At 45.0% G+C, this 16,135-nt stretch carries 16 protein-coding genes; 13 read left to right on the plus strand and 3 right to left on the minus strand.

The features are described 5' to 3' along the window. Positions 1 to 61: 61 nt before the first annotated feature. Complete coding sequence (locus tag DESDE_RS22990) at positions 62 to 433, minus strand: CatA-like O-acetyltransferase (protein ID WP_050981827.1); 372 nt, start codon at positions 431 to 433, stop codon at positions 62 to 64. Between the two features lie 425 nt (positions 434 to 858). On the opposite strand from DESDE_RS22990, the gene DESDE_RS09350 reads away from it, so the two are divergent. The 3 genes from DESDE_RS09350 to DESDE_RS09360 are packed head-to-tail and all read left to right on the plus strand — an operon-like array spanning position 859 to position 3,181. Continuing rightward, positions 859 to 1,422, plus strand: coding sequence for a class I SAM-dependent methyltransferase (locus tag DESDE_RS09350; RefSeq protein ID WP_014793792.1), 564 nt, complete (start codon positions 859 to 861; stop codon positions 1,420 to 1,422). A 20-nt stretch (positions 1,423 to 1,442) separates the two neighbouring features. Further along, the gene (locus DESDE_RS09355; RefSeq protein WP_014793793.1) at positions 1,443 to 2,129 is read left to right on the plus strand and encodes a response regulator transcription factor; all 687 of its coding nucleotides are present in this window, start codon (positions 1,443 to 1,445) and stop codon (positions 2,127 to 2,129) included. After that, positions 2,126 to 3,181, plus strand: coding sequence for a HAMP domain-containing sensor histidine kinase (locus DESDE_RS09360; RefSeq protein ID WP_014793794.1), 1,056 nt, complete (start codon positions 2,126 to 2,128; stop codon positions 3,179 to 3,181). The genes DESDE_RS09355 and DESDE_RS09360 overlap by 4 nt, the downstream gene beginning before the upstream one ends. Positions 3,182 to 3,375: 194 nt before the next feature. Here the strand turns inward: DESDE_RS09360 and DESDE_RS09365 are convergent, their stop codons facing one another. Beyond that, positions 3,376 to 4,539, minus strand: a complete 1,164-nt coding sequence (locus tag DESDE_RS09365; protein ID WP_014793795.1) for an aminotransferase class I/II-fold pyridoxal phosphate-dependent enzyme — start codon at positions 4,537 to 4,539, stop codon at positions 3,376 to 3,378. Then, positions 4,536 to 5,033 carry an Lrp/AsnC family transcriptional regulator gene (locus DESDE_RS09370; RefSeq protein WP_014793796.1) on the minus strand — a complete coding sequence of 166 codons (498 nt, stop codon included), beginning with the start codon at positions 5,031 to 5,033 and terminating at the stop codon, positions 4,536 to 4,538. Before DESDE_RS09370 ends, DESDE_RS09365 begins: the two co-directional genes overlap by 4 nt. A 318-nt stretch (positions 5,034 to 5,351) precedes the next feature. Here DESDE_RS09370 and DESDE_RS09375 point away from each other — a divergent pair, with 318 nt between their 5' ends. The 10 genes from DESDE_RS09375 (at position 5,352) to DESDE_RS09420 (ending at position 16,097) form a co-directional block, all read left to right on the plus strand. Next, a complete protein-coding gene (locus tag DESDE_RS09375; protein WP_014793797.1) occupies positions 5,352 to 5,813 on the plus strand; it encodes a tRNA (cytidine(34)-2'-O)-methyltransferase in 462 nt (153 codons plus the stop codon). A 72-nt stretch (positions 5,814 to 5,885) separates the two neighbouring features. Beyond that, entirely contained in the window at positions 5,886 to 6,932 is a 1,047-nt protein-coding gene (locus DESDE_RS09380) for an MraY family glycosyltransferase (protein ID WP_014793798.1), read from the plus strand. Between the two features lie 44 nt (positions 6,933 to 6,976). Then, positions 6,977 to 7,678: a metal-dependent hydrolase gene (locus tag DESDE_RS09385; protein ID WP_014793799.1), complete on the plus strand. Its 702-nt coding sequence runs from the start codon at positions 6,977 to 6,979 to the stop codon at positions 7,676 to 7,678. Between the two features lie 219 nt (positions 7,679 to 7,897). Next, positions 7,898 to 8,104 carry an alpha/beta-type small acid-soluble spore protein gene (locus tag DESDE_RS09390; RefSeq protein WP_014793801.1) on the plus strand — a complete coding sequence of 69 codons (207 nt, stop codon included), beginning with the start codon at positions 7,898 to 7,900 and terminating at the stop codon, positions 8,102 to 8,104. A gap of 134 nt (positions 8,105 to 8,238) precedes the next feature. Further along, positions 8,239 to 9,552, plus strand: coding sequence for a DRTGG domain-containing protein (locus tag DESDE_RS09395; RefSeq protein WP_014793802.1), 1,314 nt, complete (start codon positions 8,239 to 8,241; stop codon positions 9,550 to 9,552). Between the two features lie 235 nt (positions 9,553 to 9,787). After that, the gene (locus tag DESDE_RS09400) at positions 9,788 to 13,276 is read left to right on the plus strand and encodes a DNA polymerase III subunit alpha (RefSeq protein WP_014793803.1); all 3,489 of its coding nucleotides are present in this window, start codon (positions 9,788 to 9,790) and stop codon (positions 13,274 to 13,276) included. Between the two features lie 27 nt (positions 13,277 to 13,303). Beyond that, positions 13,304 to 13,795, plus strand: coding sequence for a pantetheine-phosphate adenylyltransferase (coaD, locus tag DESDE_RS09405; RefSeq protein WP_014793804.1), 492 nt, complete (start codon positions 13,304 to 13,306; stop codon positions 13,793 to 13,795). Between the two features lie 222 nt (positions 13,796 to 14,017). After that, on the plus strand, positions 14,018 to 14,218 hold the full coding sequence (locus DESDE_RS09410; protein ID WP_011459626.1) for a putative signal transducing protein: 201 nt from the start codon (positions 14,018 to 14,020) through the stop codon (positions 14,216 to 14,218). A 2-nt stretch (positions 14,219 to 14,220) separates the two neighbouring features. Then, the gene (accD, locus tag DESDE_RS09415) at positions 14,221 to 15,138 is read left to right on the plus strand and encodes an acetyl-CoA carboxylase, carboxyltransferase subunit beta (protein ID WP_014793805.1); all 918 of its coding nucleotides are present in this window, start codon (positions 14,221 to 14,223) and stop codon (positions 15,136 to 15,138) included. Then, positions 15,138 to 16,097 carry an acetyl-CoA carboxylase carboxyltransferase subunit alpha gene (locus tag DESDE_RS09420; RefSeq protein ID WP_014793806.1) on the plus strand — a complete coding sequence of 320 codons (960 nt, stop codon included), beginning with the start codon at positions 15,138 to 15,140 and terminating at the stop codon, positions 16,095 to 16,097. The genes accD and DESDE_RS09420 overlap by 1 nt, the downstream gene beginning before the upstream one ends. Positions 16,098 to 16,135 lie beyond the last annotated feature (38 nt).

Raw genomic sequence — 16,135 nt, forward strand, 5'->3', positions numbered from 1 at the left:
AAAATTTCCCACATTTAAAGGTCCAATCGGTTATTAATATCCGGAGGGCGTTTATATATGATTAAAACAGTAGGAGAAAATGTACCAGAGAAAATAAAAAAGGAAGCAGAATGTATGCTTCCTTTTTTATATGAAATTCAAAATTTACAATGCAATAAAATGGTTTATAATAACCATGATCATTTCCGTACAAGTGCATATCCACCTGATAATTATGATAAAACACCTTAAATTCTTTCGAATATTCCGTCCAAAGAGTCGAAAAGGTATGAGTGTTCTTATGAAAATTCGTATACGATGGGTGGACTTGTTCCCAGTATCCAACTACTCCAGACTCATTGACATAAGTTCGCAATTCCATTTGAGCATTTACCCCAACTGAGGCCATATACAGAACAAGAGGATAAAAAGCAAATTCCTTTGCCTTGCTCATGGCTAGAAGCTTCGTGATATCAATATTTTCTGTAATACTAAATCCGCATTTTACATGTTTAAATAATGTTCAAAATGCTCTCTGCGATCCCACTGTTCCATGTTTATTTTAATAAATTTCATGATTATCCTCCTAAAAGTAAAATTTGCTTCAACCTTTAGGAGCTACCTTATCTGTCAGTACCATATTTTTCGCCCCGTTTCGTACAATTTGACACAAATTATACCGTATAATCATATGAAAATAAATTCTAGGGATTGCTTCATGGGCAGGAATGGTACAATACCGTTCCTGTCTTGTTTTTTTAAATGCATGATTATTACTTCACAACTAGTTAAATTAAGAATTCTTAAGGTTTTTCATAAGTATTTCTTTCTATTTTGAACTTAATCTATAATTAAATTCTTATATAAAGGAGTACTATTATGGAGAAGTTGGTTTTTTTAAAGCAATATTTTAAAAAACCTAGAACTGTAGGAGCAATTCTACCCAGTTCAAAATATCTTGCAGATAAAATGATTGAAGGCTTGGATTTTGAAAATGCTAAATATATAGTAGAGTTAGGCCCTGGCACAGGTATTTTCACCGAAAATATAGTAAGAAATAGAAAAGCCGATACTGTAATCATGTTGTTTGAATATGATTACAATTTCTGCAAAATACTCAGAGACAAATATAAAAATGAACCCAATCTATATATTATAAATGACTCTGCTGAATACATGGGTAATTATTTATCAGAATATAATATCCCATATGTAGATTATATTGTTTCCGGCCTTCCATTTGCCAGCCTCTCCAGCAATGTATCCTCAAAGATTTTATCAGAGGCGCAAAACCTCCTGGGAAATAATGGGAAATTCATTACTTTTCAATATACATTGTTGAAGAAGAAATTTATAAAGCAATACTTTAATAAAATAGCCGTTAGTTGGGAATTGAGAAACATCCCACCTGCATATGTGTTTTGTTGCAGACGCCATATATAAAATAGGAGAGTGTTGCAAGAATGAATGAAAAAATATTGATAGTAGACGATGACGATAAGATTCAGAATTTGATTTCTATTTATCTACAAAATGAAGGCTATAAAACCATAAAGGCAAACGATGCCATGGAAGCATTGAACCACTTAAAAGAAAATGATTTTGATTTAATAATACTGGATATAATGATGCCTAAAATGGATGGTATTGAGGCGTGTATGAAGATTAGGGAAGAAAAAAATATGCCTATCATAATGGTCTCTGCAAAATCTGAGGAATTCGATAAAATATATGGACTTTCTTCGGGGGCTGATGACTATATATCCAAGCCTTTTAATCCTATGGAACTGATAGCTAGAGTAAAATCCCAGCTGAGAAGGTATAAAAAGTATAATAAGGATGCAACTATAGAAAGCAGTGTAATTGAAATAGGAGACTTAACCATCAATACTGATAACCGTCAAGTTTATGTGGGATCAAAGAATGTAAGGCTTACACCGAAGGAATTTGATATATTGGAGCTTTTAGCCCGTAATAAAGGTATTGTACTAAGTATGAGCAAAATTTATGAAAATGTGTGGAAAGAAGATTATTTAAAATCTGATAATAATGTTATGGTTCATATAACTAAAATACGAGAAAAGATAGAAGATAACCCTAAAAACCCTGTTTATATAAAAACAGTCTGGGGAGTAGGTTATAAAATATGAAGAAAAATGTTATCACCTCAAAAATCAGTTTAAAGCTTTTGCTTACAATCGGAGTTTGCTTTACTATATCAGTACTTTCATCTTATATATTTGATTTTATAGGGATAAGTGATAGTTTTGCTATCTTCTTATTTGTATTAGGAGTATTTGTATTGAGTTTCTTAGTAATAATAAATAGAAAAGTGATATATATAAAGTATATCGCAGAGCGAGTTAAGAAAATATCAAATGAAGATCTGGCTTCTACTATAGAAATTCGTGGAAATGATGAGCTTGCTGAGCTTAGTGAGAGTATTAATTCTATGTCAAGAGAGTTAAGGGCCAGAAGAGAAAGGGAAAAAGAAATTGAGACAGCAAAAGACGAACTTATATCAAATGTCTCTCATGATCTGCGAACTCCTCTTACTTCAATCATCGGATATATTGATCTGCTGAGGCGAAAGGAATATGAAAATGAGGAACAATTTAATGAATATATAACTACAATCTATCACAAGTCACAAGACCTTCAATCACTAATCAATGAATTATTTGAGTATACAAAACTTACAACTCCAGGAACCAAGCTCAACAAAGTCAATGTTGAGATTGGCGGTTTATTGGAGCAGTTGGTTGGAGAGTATGTGCCTATATTTAACCGGGAAGGCTTAGAGATCAACAGGGACATTCCGTCAGAGGACGTCAATATTAATGCCGATGTGGAAAAATTAGTACGCGTATTTGATAACATCTTGGAAAATGCAAAAAAATATAGTTCAAAACCGTCTGAAATAAATGTAAAGCTTCATTGCGTAAATAATCGGGCTATTGTTTCTATCTCTAACAAAACGGAGAAAATTATATCAGAAAACCCTGATAAGCTATTTGAAAAATTTTATAGAATTGATCAATCACGAAAAGACAATGAAGGGTCCGGTCTTGGGCTCGCAATTGCCAAGAGAATAGTAGAACTGCATGAAGGAAAGATCTGGGCGGAGTATTTGGAGGGGACGATCACCTTTAATGTGGAATTGGAAGTTATGGATTCTCTTAAACCAAGAAAGCGGTTTTAGCTTCCTGCAATCCGGTTCATGAAATATATCGAAATGCGGCAAGCAGATCCAAATAGTACTTGCCTAACGAGCGTATGGAATAACACCAGAAGGCTTTCAGCCGGCCCGGAAAAGTAAAATACGCTGGAATAGGCCAAGAACAGCATGTTCAATAGGCACTATCCAGCGTATTTTGATGTTTACTGTAAAAGTTCCTACCCGATTCGTTTGCTGACAAATCGCTCCATCCGCGTTAAAGCTTCCTGAATCTGCTCCGTGGAGTAAGCATAGGAGCAGCGGATATGTCCCTCTCCCGAGGGGCCGAAGGCTGTGCCGGGAACCACGGCCACCTTTTCTTCCTTCAGGAGCTCATTGGCAAATTCCTCCGAGGTCATGCCGGTAGCTTTAATGCTGGGGAAGGTATAGAAAGCGCCAAGAGGCTCGAAACAAGAAAGGCCCATTTTACGGAAGCCATGAACCATTAGACGGCGGCGGCGGTCATAGGTCGCCACCATATCCTGCATAGCCTGTTCGGCGGAGCGGACGGCTTCTAAAGCGGCCAACTGAGCGGTGATGGGTGCACAGAGCATAGTGTACTGGTGGATCCGGGTCATGGCCTGAATAAAGTCATGATGTCCTGCCACATAGCCGATTCTCCAGCCGGTCATGGCATAGGATTTGGAAAAACCACTGATATGTAAAGTGCGGTTTCTCATATTGGGCAAGCTGGCAAAGGCCGTATGGCTGCCGCTGTAACTCAAATCCGAATAGATCTCATCGGACAGGACAATCAGATCATGATCCTGAACAAACTTAGCAATAGGTTGGTAATCTTCCCAGGTCATAATAGCCCCGGTAGGGTTATTAGGATAGGAAAGTACCAAAACCTTAGCGTTGGGGGTATAGACCCGCTCCAGATCCTCTACCCGCAGACGGAAATCTTCCTCTTCCCGGGTGGGGATATAATGAACTTCGGCACCGGCAAGGGTAGCACATGGACCATAGGAGACGTAGGCAGGGTCTGTAAGCAGGAGGGCATCCCCTGGACTGAGCAGTGCGCGCATAGCCAGATCCACGGCTTCGCTGGCGCCTACGGTAATCAGGATTTCATCATTGGGGTTGTATTCAAGGCCCAGCTTTTTCTCCATATTCCAAGAAAGGGCCTGACGTAACTCCAGAAGTCCGGAGTTGCTGGTATACATGGTTTGGCCTTGCTCAAGGGAGAAAATGCCGCTTTCTCTCACTGTCCACGGAGTTACGAAATCCGGTTCACCGACACCGAGGGAAATAACATTTTTCATAGTTGAGACCAGGTCAAAGAATTTTCGAATTCCTGAGGGGGGCAAATTCGCCGCGATAGGTGAAAGATACTGATTCACGGTGAAATCACCAGCCTTTCAGGAATATCGTCCTCTCCAAGGAGCTCTACTCCATTTTCTTTATAGCGCCTAAGGATAAAATGGGTGGTTGTGTCGGTGACATGCTCCAGGGGAGCAAGCTTTTCCGCCACAAATAAGGCCACTTCCTGCATGGTTCTGCCCTCAATTAAAAGGGAAAGGTCATACCCTCCGGACATCAGGTAAACTGCTTTGATCTCAGGGAATTTCTGAAGACGGCGGGCTATTTTATCGAATCCATAACCTCTCTGAGGAAGAACTTTAACATCGATTAAAGCTGTCACTATGGGTTCACCGGTCCGCTCCCAATTGATCAGTGGAGAGTATTGAGCAATAACCTTTTCTTCTTCCCATTGCTTAATGCGCTCTTCTATAAATTCTTCCGACAAGCCGGTCTGAATCGAAAGCTCTTTAGTGGACAAGCGGAAATCCTGGGCAATGAGTTCGAGAAGCTTACGTTCATCATGTGTGAGCATGAACAAACTCCTTTCGTCTAATTTTAAAACATCATATCACACTATTCTGTAATACAACAAGAAAAAAATAGGAATTACACTATAGGACACATTGGTGTACAACAAAGACTATACACTTTGGATAAAAGGATAAGAAATGAAGAAGGGGAGAGGACTCTTGAAAAATATAATATCACGAAAGCACTCTATTGTTAACGTTCTTCGGGCAGAATCCGCCTGGTTTTTGGACAAATTCATGAGACAATCTTGGGCATTTTTAAGATTTGGGGTATAATAGAGTGATGATTTATCTCGCATTGTGAAAGGATATGTCTATTCATGCTAAATATTGTTCTAGTCGAACCAGAGATTCCGCCCAATACAGGCAATGTGGCAAGACTTTGCGCCGCTACGGGAGCTACCTTGCATCTGGTCAAACCCTTAGGTTTTGAAATAAGTGATAAACATTTAAAACGAGCCGGATTAGATTACTGGGATATGCTGGATATTAGAGTCTACGAGAACTATGCCGAATTCGAAGAAAAAAATCCGGAGGGTCCCCGGTACTTAGCGACTACAAAAGCACAACGCCTCCATACGGATATTCAATACCAGCAGGGAGGGTATCTTCTCTTTGGTAAAGAAACCAAGGGACTCTCTCCGGAAATTCTGGCACGGTATCCGGAGTCGACCCTTCGCCTTCCCATGATTGCCGGCGCCCGGTCCTTAAACCTTTCCAATTCAGTAGCTGTGGTAGTGTACGAAGCCTTGCGTCAGTGGGGGAACCCGGAACTCATCTAGGATCCCATGCCGTAAGGAGAGTAATATAAGCAAATCGTGGGTATAGTATTGACTTACTCTGGAGGAAAAGAAATGACGTTTGCTTTAACATTTGCTATCGCCTTAATCATCGCGATCATAGCCACTCCTTTGTCCATGAAACTGGGAAGACGTTGGGGAGCCATCGATTACCCTGGAGGTCGCCGCGTTCATAAAACCCCTGTTCCACGTATCGGCGGAATTGCCATCTACGCGGCTTTCTGGATCGCCGTTATTCTTATGGGTATTTGGGATCGGCAGATTTGGGGACTGTTTTTTGGCAGTACCATCATTGTCATCGTAGGAGTTGTGGACGATATATTTGACCTGCGCCCCATGGTTAAATTGGTATGGCAGGTTGTTGCGGCAGCTCTTTTGATTTTCTTCGGTTTTTCTATGAATCAGATTTCTCTTCCTATAATAGGGGTGAAATTGGATTTTGCGTCCATTGGTTTAGGATGGCTGGGCCTGGTCTTAGCGGTCTTTTGGATTGTGGGACTGGTTAATACAGTGAATATTTCCGATGGTTTGGACGGTCTGGCCGCAGGGATTTGCTTTGAAGCAGCACTTCTGCTTTGCTGGTCTGCGATCCGCATCAATGAAGTAGCAGAAGCACATCTTACCCTGGCTTTGGCGGGGGCGGCCTTAGGATTTTTATTTTTTAATTTTCACCCTGCCCGGGTGTTTATGGGTGATTCCGGGAGTATGTTTTTGGGATATATTATCGGTGGAATCTCCATTATGGGATTGCTGAAAACGGCCACTGTCCTGGGATTGGTTTTTCCTCTCCTTGTGTTAGGCATGCCTTTGACCGATATGACCTTTGCCATTATCCGCAGAAAATTGCGAGGCCATTCCATCGCCACGGCGGATCGGGGACATCTTCATCACCGCTTGTTGGATGCGGGCCTCAGTCAGCGTCAGGCTGTGTTATTGCTCTATGCCATGAGCGGGTGCTTTGGGATGGCGGCTGTTTTAGGAGCCTTGGGATCCTGGATTTGGGCGGCTGCTTTATTGACTGCCGATTTTGCTTTGTTGATTATCATTTTGATGCGTCGTACTACATTACTCACTGCCATGAGCCGCAGACATAGCAAATGATAGAATAATGAGTGTTGATGAGCTAACCTTAAGGAGTGGTAACAATGGAAATTCGCTTTCATGGCCATGCTTGCTTCGAAGTGATTGGAGAGAAGGGAAGAATCCTGATCGATCCTTTCCTGAGCGGGAACCCTACAGCGGATGTGGGGCCGGAACATTTCACTCACCTTGATGCGATTTTGGTTTCCCATGGGCATTCCGATCATTTGGGGGATGCTATCAAGCTTTCTCAAAAGACTGGAGCTCCCATTATTTGTGTATTTGAGCTGGCCCGCCTATGCGCCAAGTATGGGGCTAATACCCATGCCATGCATATTGGCGGTAAACATACCTTTAATTTTGGAACGGTACGTTTGACTCAAGCTTTACATGGATCTGTGTTTGAACCGCAAGGGGAGGAAGAATCCTTCATTTATGCCGGTGTTGCCTGCGGATTTTTGATCCGAATGGATGGTAAGTGGATTTACCATGCAGGGGATACGGGGCTTTTTGGGGATATGGAGCTTATCGGACGACGACACCCCTTGGAAGCGGCCATACTGCCTATCGGAGATAATTACACCATGGGCCAGGAGGAAGCAGTCTATGCCGCTACCCTTTTAAGGCCAAAATATTTGATTCCCATGCATTATAATACTTTCCCCCTTATTCAACAGGACCCTCAAGAGTTTATTGAACTTCTGAAACGAAAGTTCCCTGCCAGCAAAGGGGAGATTTTAGCGCCAGGTGAGTCGCTTATAATTTAAAAAGTTGTTGTTTAATACCTACCATACAGGGTGGGTATTTTTTATTGGTGTTTCGGAGAAACTCTCTTTAAGGAGTTGATTCACAATGACACGAAGACCTTGTACTGCCAATTGTTATTACTACGTTGAGGGTCGCTGTCGCTTAAAACAACAACCCATTGAAAAAAGGCATCTCTGTCCGTATTTTGATGAACAAGGGATGAGCAGGGGGATGATGTGATGAAAGGGAAAAACGTTAAGCTGAAAAGAACGGATCCTCTGGAAGGGTTGAAAATGGAGATTGCTGCGGAATTAGGCCTTATCGATCAGGTTCGTATCAAGGGATGGCATTCTCTTTCCGCCAAAGACGCAGGAAAAATCGGCGGCTTAATGACTCAGCGGATGAAAAGCAGGAGTCAACAGGAAAACGGGAATCTTCAGGATTAGCCTGGTTTTGAATTATATAACAGTAACAGATTCGACAAAATATTTTTCAAAATGACGAGGAATATGCCTTTCAGACCACCAGATGTGGTATAATTGAGTCTGAAAATCGCTTTATAAAGTAGGGAGCGTTACGATTGAGTCAGACGAAACATCAACAAATTTTAAGTTTTATTGAAGGCCTTACTATAGGGAGCAAGGTATCTGTACGCTTTATTGCCAAAGAGCTGGACGTCAGTGAAGGAACCGCTTACCGGGCAATTAAAGAAGCAGAGAATAAAGGGTATGTTCGTTCCATCCCCAAAGTGGGGACGATCCGCATCGAAGGAGCCAAGGAACGGCGTATTGAAGATTTAACCTTGCGTGAAGTCTCGCAAATTGCGGAAGGGATTGTACTCTGTGGCTTTGAAAGTCTGGACAATTCCCCCAATAAGTTTTTGATTGCAGCTATGGAATTGGATGCCATGGAGAGGTACTTAGAAGACAACTCTTTGTGTATCGTCGGAAACCGTCACGATGCCCAATTGCTTGCCTTGGAGAAAGGCTCACCTCTCTTGATCACCGGAGGGTTTGAACCTCAAGAAGATATTCTTCAATTGGCCAAAGAAAAACATCTCACCATTATTCAGTCCCCTTATGATACCTTTGCTGTGACCACCATGATCAACCGTGCCCTTTACGATCGTTTGATTGAAAAGGAGCTCATTTTGGTTGAGGATATTATGGTCAAGGATGTTAATTATTTGACCACCCTTGCTACAGTGGGAGATTGGCATGATCTTTCCCAAAGAACAACCCATAGCCGCTTCCCCGTTGTCAACGAGGAGAATATTGTGGTCGGCATGATTACAGCCATCGATGTAGCCGGGGCAGAGATGAATACTTCCGTGGTGGAAGTGATGAATCCTAATCCTTACGTGGTGGGCAGGGAAGACTCCGTGACCCATATTTCCCGGATTATGCTTTGGGAAGGGTGGGAGATTGCCGCGGTGGTTGACCAAGGGGCGCTGATCGGCATCATCAGCTTGCAGGATGTTCTGGAAGCTTATCAGCAGATCCAGAAGCAGCCTCAGTTCGGGGAAACCGTGGATAATTTGATTTTAAGCGGCTTCCGCTATGTGGAGGATCCCGAGTATCTGACTATCGAAGGTGAGATCACCCGGTTTATGGTCAACGAATTTGGCTCTGCCAGTCCCGGAGTTTTGGTAACTTTAATGAATATGGCCGGATACATCGCTCTGCGAAAGCAATATCGACTAGATGCGATCACAGAGAACTTTACCTTCTATCAATTGCAGCCCATCCCTGTAGGGACGGAAGTTCGCATTACCGTCAAATTACTGCTGGTGGCGAAAAAACACTGCAATATTGAGATTGATCTCTACTCCAATAACCAGCTCTTGGCTAAAGCACTGATGACCGCAAGAATGGGCGATAAAAAGGTTTCTTAATTTAATGGGGAAAGGCCTTGAGTTATCAAGGCCTTTCTTTCATAATGGGGATAGCGTAGTGACCCGCTCACATTTCGCCAAATAACTTGTCTGAATTTCCATCTGCTGCGTTGTCGTCAATCGGCGTAGCACCACTGCGCCTCATTCCTCCGCCTTGCAGACTGAAAATTCATCCTGCGTTATTTGACTGAAAGTGAACGTGTCACCACACTAGTACGAAAAGGAGGCCTGAAATATGGGATTTGTTCACCTCCACGTCCATACGGAATACAGCCTTCTTGACGGGGCGGCCCGGATTGAAAGACTGGTTAATAAGGCCGTCGAGCTGGGGATGCCGGCAGTGGCTATTACCGATCACGGCGTCATGTATGGAATTATTGATTTTTACAAAGCCTGCAAGAAGGCCGGTATTAAACCCATCATCGGCTGTGAAGTCTATGTGGCCCCTCATCGGCGGACGGAGAGAGTGCCGGGCCGGGATGATAACAACCGCCATCTGGTGCTGCTGGCTGAAAATGAAGAAGGGTACAAAAACCTCATTAAGCTTGTGTCCACGGCTCATGTGGACGGCTTTTACTATAAGCCCCGGGTGGACAAGGATATCTTAAGAAAGCATAGCCGGGGACTCATTGCCTTAAGCGCTTGTTTAGCGGGGGAAGTCTCGGAGTATCTCATGAATAATCAGCTGGAAACAGCGGTGCAGAGTGCCCTGGAGTATGAAGAGATCTTCGGCAAGGGGAACTTCTACTTGGAAGTTCAAAACCATGGGCTGGAGGAGCAGCAGCGGGTTAATACGGGAATGTTTGAGGTTCAGCGGCGAACAGGAATTCCTATGGTTGCCACCAACGACGTGCATTACGTCAGGAAAGAGGATGCCTTTATCCAGGATGTGCTCATCTGCATTCAGACCGGGAAGAACCTCACCGATTCCAGCCGTATGAGCTTTTCCAGTGAGGAGTTTTTCTTGAAATCGGAAGCGGAGATGAGCCTGCTTTTCGGAGAGCATCCGGAGATTCTGGAGAACACGGTCCGGATCGCGGAACGCTGTCAGGTGGATTTCAAATTTGGTGACCATTATTTGCCGGTCTTTGAGGTTCCGGAAGGGTATACCCTGGATACTTATCTGAGGAAAAAATGCTATGAAGCTTTTCCGCTTTTCTACCCTAACCAAAAAGCCGAAGAGAAGGAACGGCTGGACTATGAGCTGGACGTGATCTCTCAAACGGGATTCTCCGGTTATTTCCTGATCGTGGCGGACTTTTGTCAGTATGCCCGGGGGAATGGTATCGCTGTAGGACCGGGCCGGGGTTCGGCGGCCGCCAGTATGGTCGCTTATCTGATGGAAATTACCACTGTAGAGCCCATGCAGCATGATTTGCTTTTTGAGCGGTTTTTGAATCCGGAGCGGGTAAGCATGCCGGATATTGATATAGACTTTGACCCGGAAGGCCGGGAGCGGGTGATCAGCTATGTCACGGAGAAATACGGCTCGGACAAAGTCTGCCAGATCATCACTTTTGGAACCATGGGAGCCAAAGCGGCGATTCGTGATGTCGGTCGGGTGCTGGGAATTCCCCTTGCCCGGGTGGACAAAGTGGCTAAAGCCATCCCCAGCGATTTAGGGATGACCTTGGAAAAAGCCCTGACCGTCTCCCCCGATCTGGTGAAGCTCACCGAAGAGGATGGGGAGATTAAAAAACTCTATGAAATCGCCCGTTCTATCGAGGGAATGCCCCGCCATGCTTCCACCCATGCGGCAGGTGTGGTGATCGCCAAGGATTCCCTGGACACCTATATCCCCTTGCAAAGGACTTCCGACGGGGGCTTCACCATGACCCAATTCCCCATGAAGACGGTGGAAGAAGTGGGCCTTCTCAAAATGGACTTCCTGGGGCTGCGCAACCTGACCATTATCCAGGAGGCTTTGAAGCAAATTCAGGGGAATCGGGGGGAAGTCCTGGATCTGCAGAGTCTGCCCCTGGATGATAAAGCCACCTTCGATATGCTTTCCCTGGGCAACAGCACCGGGGTTTTCCAACTGGAAAGCGGGGGAATGCGCAATGTCCTTAAGGAACTGAAGCCTTCCTGTTTTGAAGATATCATCGCGGTGGTGGCTTTATTCCGTCCCGGCCCCATGGAGCAGATTCCTGAATTTATCCGCCGCAAGCACGGCGGGGCCGTCTCTTTCCTGCATCCCCTGCTGGAGCCCATCCTGAGAAGCACCTATGGGGTTATCGTTTACCAGGAGCAGGTTATGCAGATTGCCCGGGATTTAGCAGGTTATTCTCTGGGACGAGCGGATTTGCTCAGGCGGGCGATGGGGAAAAAGAAAAAAGAGATCATGGAAGAAGAGCGGCAAAGCTTTATCTATGGTTTGCAAAGCCCCACCGGGGAAGAGATTATCCCCGGCGCCTTAAAACTCGGTCTTACGGAAAAGGAAGCCGAGGAGATCTTTGATTTGATGGCTAAGTTTGCCGAATATGGCTTTAATAAAGGTCATGCCACGGCCTATGCGGTGATTGCTTATCAGACAGCCTATCTTAAAGCCAACTATCCTCTGGAATTTAATGCGGCTTTAATCAGCACCGTCATGAATTCGGCGGACAAGGTGTCCTTTTATATTCATGAAGCCCGGCAAAGCGGGATCAAGATCCTCCCTCCGGATGTTCAGCATAGTCTGGTGGGCTTCAGCATCGAGGGCCGAGGCATTCGCTTTGGCTTAGGGGCTATCCGCAATGTGGGTGTCAATGTGGTGGAGAAGATTATTGAGGCCCGCCAGGAGGGTCCTTTTGAATCTCTCTATGATTTCTGCATTCGCGTGGATGCTAAGGTTCTGAATAAGCGGGTCCTGGAAAGCTTGCTGAAAGCCGGGGCCTTTAACTCACTGTGTAAAAGAGCTCAAGGGCTTTTAGCCCTGGATTCTGTCCTGGAAATGGCTCAACAGCGCCAGAGGGACAAGGAAAGCGGCCAGTTTTCCCTGTTTGATTTTGGGGATGACCTGGATGAAGGGATTGACCTCCCTGATGTCGAAGAGTATTCTCCGCGAGAACTCCTCACCATGGAAAAGGAATATCTTGGTCTTTATCTCAGCGGTCACCCTCTCGATAGCCTTCTTCCCAAATTGAGAAATGCTACTTCAGAGGATATTTTGAGCTGTCTCGAAGGAGATGAGGAAAAGAAGGTCATCCTGGGTGGAATCGTCACCGGCTACCGTACCACAGTGACCAAACGGGGGGAAATGATGGCCAGCTTTGTACTGGAGGATTTAACCGGAACCATAGAAGTTTTGGTGTTCCCACGGATTTTTGCTCAAAGTGCCCGGTTGACGGAGGATCAGGTCGTGGTGGTTGAGGGAAGATACACTATCCGGGATGATGAACGCAAGATTTTTGCGGAGCGGATCACGGACTTGGAGAATGCAGCAGAGAGGGCACAACCCACAGGACATAAGGAATATGGGAAAAAGCCTTTAAACTCCAAGGGAGTGCCTTCCCGGAAACTTTACTTAAGATTTCCCTGTGAAGGGACCCCCCTTCTTGAAGAGACTCTGCCGATACTACGTCATTATTCGGGAACCCATCCGGTGCTCTTCTTTTTTGAGCAGGATAAAAAGCTGGTTCAAGGGAACCGGGAACTTTGGGTGAATGATTTAGAGGAATTGGTTCAGGCCTTGTCAAACATACTAGGGGAAAGCAATGTCGTATGGAAAGTCCATACCATGTAAAAATCCATAGAAAAAGGAGCAGGGGAAGTGCGAGTAGCAATTTATCCAGGAACATTCGATCCTGTGACTAATGGGCATTTGGATATACTTAAAAGGGCAACGGAATTTTTCGATGAAGTCATCGTTGCCGTAGCTGTGAACAGCAATAAAACCACACTTTTTTCCCTGGAAGAACGTATTCAGCTTTTGGAGACTGCTGCTCAAGAGCTGTGTCAGGTCAAAGTCAAAGGTTTTGAAGGGCTGACTGTGGAGTTCGCCAGACAATGCGGGGCTAATGCCATCATTCGGGGCTTAAGAGCCATGCAGGATTTTGAGTACGAATTCCAATTAGCCCTGATGAATAAAAAGCTTGCCTCAGATATTGAAACTATTTTTCTTATGACTCAGAGTGAATTCTCTTTTATCAGTTCAAGCTCCATCAAATGGGCCGCCAGCTTAAAGGGGAACATCAGTGAATTTGTTCCGGCCCATGTGGAGCAGGCTATCTACGAGAAATATCACATGGAGATAAATGAGTAGAAATTAATTTTGATGATGAAGGTCAGGTATGGAGTACAGTATCTTGCCCAGAGATTAAAATGCTCGTCAATACGGGGACTTACGTAGGCGGACAGGCTTTCTTGCAAGATGCTTTTTCCTGTGTTATTATGAAAAATAGTATCTGGTCTTTAAACTATAATAATGGTATTTGACATACAGAACGAGGGGTATGTTTCTCTTTTTGAACAAGGAGGATTTGCCATGTGGACCGTTATTTATATTGCACCTAATAAAGCAATTGCCGAGAAATATAAAAAAGCCCTTTCTGAAGAAGGAATGCTGGTGCAGCTTCGACCGATCGGTTCAGCTCATCTGGGAGATCACGCATCTGTAGAGATCCTGGTCCCCGAGTCAGAGGCGGAAGAAGCTCATGAAATTATTACTAGCTATATGGGGAGCTAGATATGCTAAAAGATATATTCCGTAAAAAACGAAAATACGCGACCCTAGGTTCGCTCCCTTCTAAAAATCCGCTGGAAGGGGAGCGGACTTATTTAGCTGAGCCTCTCATAGAACATGAATCCCCTCGTAAAGAGCTCCCTGACGGTCTCTGGGTGAAGTGTCCAAAATGCGGCGAAGTATTGTTTAATAAGGACCTGGTGGAGAACCAACGGGTCTGCACATCCTGCGGCTATCATTTTCGTATCCCGGCGCGGGAGAGACTTGAACATTTAGTGGATCCCGGGACCTTTGAAGAATGGGATAAGGAGCTTCACACGACGAATCCTCTGGAGTTTCCCGATTACCAGGATAAGCTGGAGGAAGCTTATAAGAAATCCGATGTTTCAGAATCCGTACTCACTGGCCAAGCCAGTATTGAAGGAATCCCGGTGGTACTGGCCTTCAATGAGGGGAATTTCATGATGGGTAGTATGGGCTCTGTGACCGGGGAAAAGATTGCCCGTGCAGTTGAGCGGGCTATCGCATTGCGTTGCCCAGTGGTTATTTTTTCCACTTCCGGCGGAGCGCGCATGCAGGAGGGAATCCTCTCCTTATACCAAATGGCCAAAACCAGCGCGGCCTTAGGGCGCTTGGCTGAGGAGCGGCTGCTCTACATTTCCGTACTGACAGACCCCACTTTCGGGGGAGTCACAGCCAGTTATGCTTCTTTAGGAGATATTCATATCGCTGAACCGGGGGCTTTGATTGGTTTTACCGGTCCCCGCGTCATTAAGCAAACCATGCGTAAGGAACTTCCGGAAGGTGCTCAGACTGCCGAATTTAATCAGATGCACGGACAGATTGATTGTGTGGTAAAACGGGAAGAGATGAGAAAGGTTCTGGGGCGTTTGCTGCGTTATCATCAGGAAGGGGCAGTTTGATGGCTCAACACTTTGATTTTGAAAAGCCAATCCTTGAGCTTGAACACAAGATCGCTGAGCTTCAGGAATTTTCCAAAGAGAAGGATATTAATCTCTCACCGGAAATCTCCAAGCTCATGCGCAGACTGGTACGATTAAGAAAAGAAATTTACGGCAACCTGGAACCTTGGCAAAAGGTTCAGATTGCCCGTCATATGGAACGGCCAAATTTCTACGATTATGCCCCCTTACTTTTTGAAGATTTCATGGAATTTAAAGGAGATCGTCTCTTTGCCGATGACAAGGCCATCGTGGGCGGTATCGCTACCTTTGAGGGGACTCCCGTAACGGTGGTTTCCCATATCAAAGGGAGGGGCACTAAGGAGAATATTCAAAGAAACTTTGGTATGCCCCATCCGGAAGGATATCGGAAGGCTCTCCGCTTGATGGATCAAGCGGAAAAATTTCGCAGACCGATCCTCACCTTTATCGATACTCCCGGTGCTGCCTGTGACCTTGAAGCAGAGGAACGGGGACAAGGGGAAGCTATTGCCCGTTGCTTACAGGCCATGGCGGGTTATAGCGTTCCGATTATTTGCACCGTGATCGGAGAGGGAGGCAGCGGCGGAGCCCTGGCTTTAGGGGTGGGGAATACGGTCTTGCTGCTGGAGAATTCCTTCTACTCGGTCATCGCCCCGGAAAGCTGTGCCTCGATTCTCTGGAAGGATCCGGGCAAAGCCAAGGAAGCGGCATCCGCTCTGAAATTCACAGCCCAAGACCTATTTGAGTTGGGAATCGCCGACGGCATTATTAAGGAGCCCTTAGGAGGAGCTCATCGGAGCGTGGAGCGGACCGCCGAGGAAATGAAGAAGGTCATTGCCCAAGCCCTCCTGGACCTTCGCAAAGTCTCTCCGGATGAACTGAGAACCATGCGCTACGAAAAACTTATGAAATATGGAGAATTTGAAGAGAAGGCTTGACACATTTTTAATCTTTATGCTATTATATCTAAGTCACC

This window comes from Desulfitobacterium dehalogenans ATCC 51507 (genome assembly GCF_000243155.2).
GTDB lineage: Bacteria > Bacillota > Desulfitobacteriia > Desulfitobacteriales > Desulfitobacteriaceae > Desulfitobacterium > Desulfitobacterium dehalogenans.

What these genes read in the sequence shown, in the direction of transcription:
- DESDE_RS09390 (WP_014793801.1), top strand. Translation starts at nt 7,898, where the DNA reads ATGAAAGGGAAAAACGTTAAGCTGAAAAGAACGGATCCTCTGGAAGGG.
- DESDE_RS09385 (WP_014793799.1), top strand. Translation starts at nt 6,977, where the DNA reads ATGGAAATTCGCTTTCATGGCCATGCTTGCTTCGAAGTGATTGGAGAG.
- DESDE_RS09400 (WP_014793803.1), top strand. Translation starts at nt 9,788, where the DNA reads ATGGGATTTGTTCACCTCCACGTCCATACGGAATACAGCCTTCTTGAC.
- DESDE_RS09380 (WP_014793798.1), top strand. Translation starts at nt 5,886, where the DNA reads ATGACGTTTGCTTTAACATTTGCTATCGCCTTAATCATCGCGATCATA.
- DESDE_RS09355 (WP_014793793.1), top strand. Translation starts at nt 1,443, where the DNA reads ATGAATGAAAAAATATTGATAGTAGACGATGACGATAAGATTCAGAAT.
- accD (WP_014793805.1), top strand. Translation starts at nt 14,221, where the DNA reads ATGCTAAAAGATATATTCCGTAAAAAACGAAAATACGCGACCCTAGGT.
- DESDE_RS09375 (WP_014793797.1), top strand. Translation starts at nt 5,352, where the DNA reads ATGCTAAATATTGTTCTAGTCGAACCAGAGATTCCGCCCAATACAGGC.
- DESDE_RS09410 (WP_011459626.1), top strand. Translation starts at nt 14,018, where the DNA reads ATGTGGACCGTTATTTATATTGCACCTAATAAAGCAATTGCCGAGAAA.
- DESDE_RS09360 (WP_014793794.1), top strand. Translation starts at nt 2,126, where the DNA reads ATGAAGAAAAATGTTATCACCTCAAAAATCAGTTTAAAGCTTTTGCTT.
- DESDE_RS09370 (WP_014793796.1), bottom strand. Translation starts at nt 5,033, where the DNA reads ATGCTCACACATGATGAACGTAAGCTTCTCGAACTCATTGCCCAGGAT.
- DESDE_RS09420 (WP_014793806.1), top strand. Translation starts at nt 15,138, where the DNA reads ATGGCTCAACACTTTGATTTTGAAAAGCCAATCCTTGAGCTTGAACAC.
- DESDE_RS22990 (WP_050981827.1), bottom strand. Translation starts at nt 433, where the DNA reads ATGAGCAAGGCAAAGGAATTTGCTTTTTATCCTCTTGTTCTGTATATG.
- DESDE_RS09350 (WP_014793792.1), top strand. Translation starts at nt 859, where the DNA reads ATGGAGAAGTTGGTTTTTTTAAAGCAATATTTTAAAAAACCTAGAACT.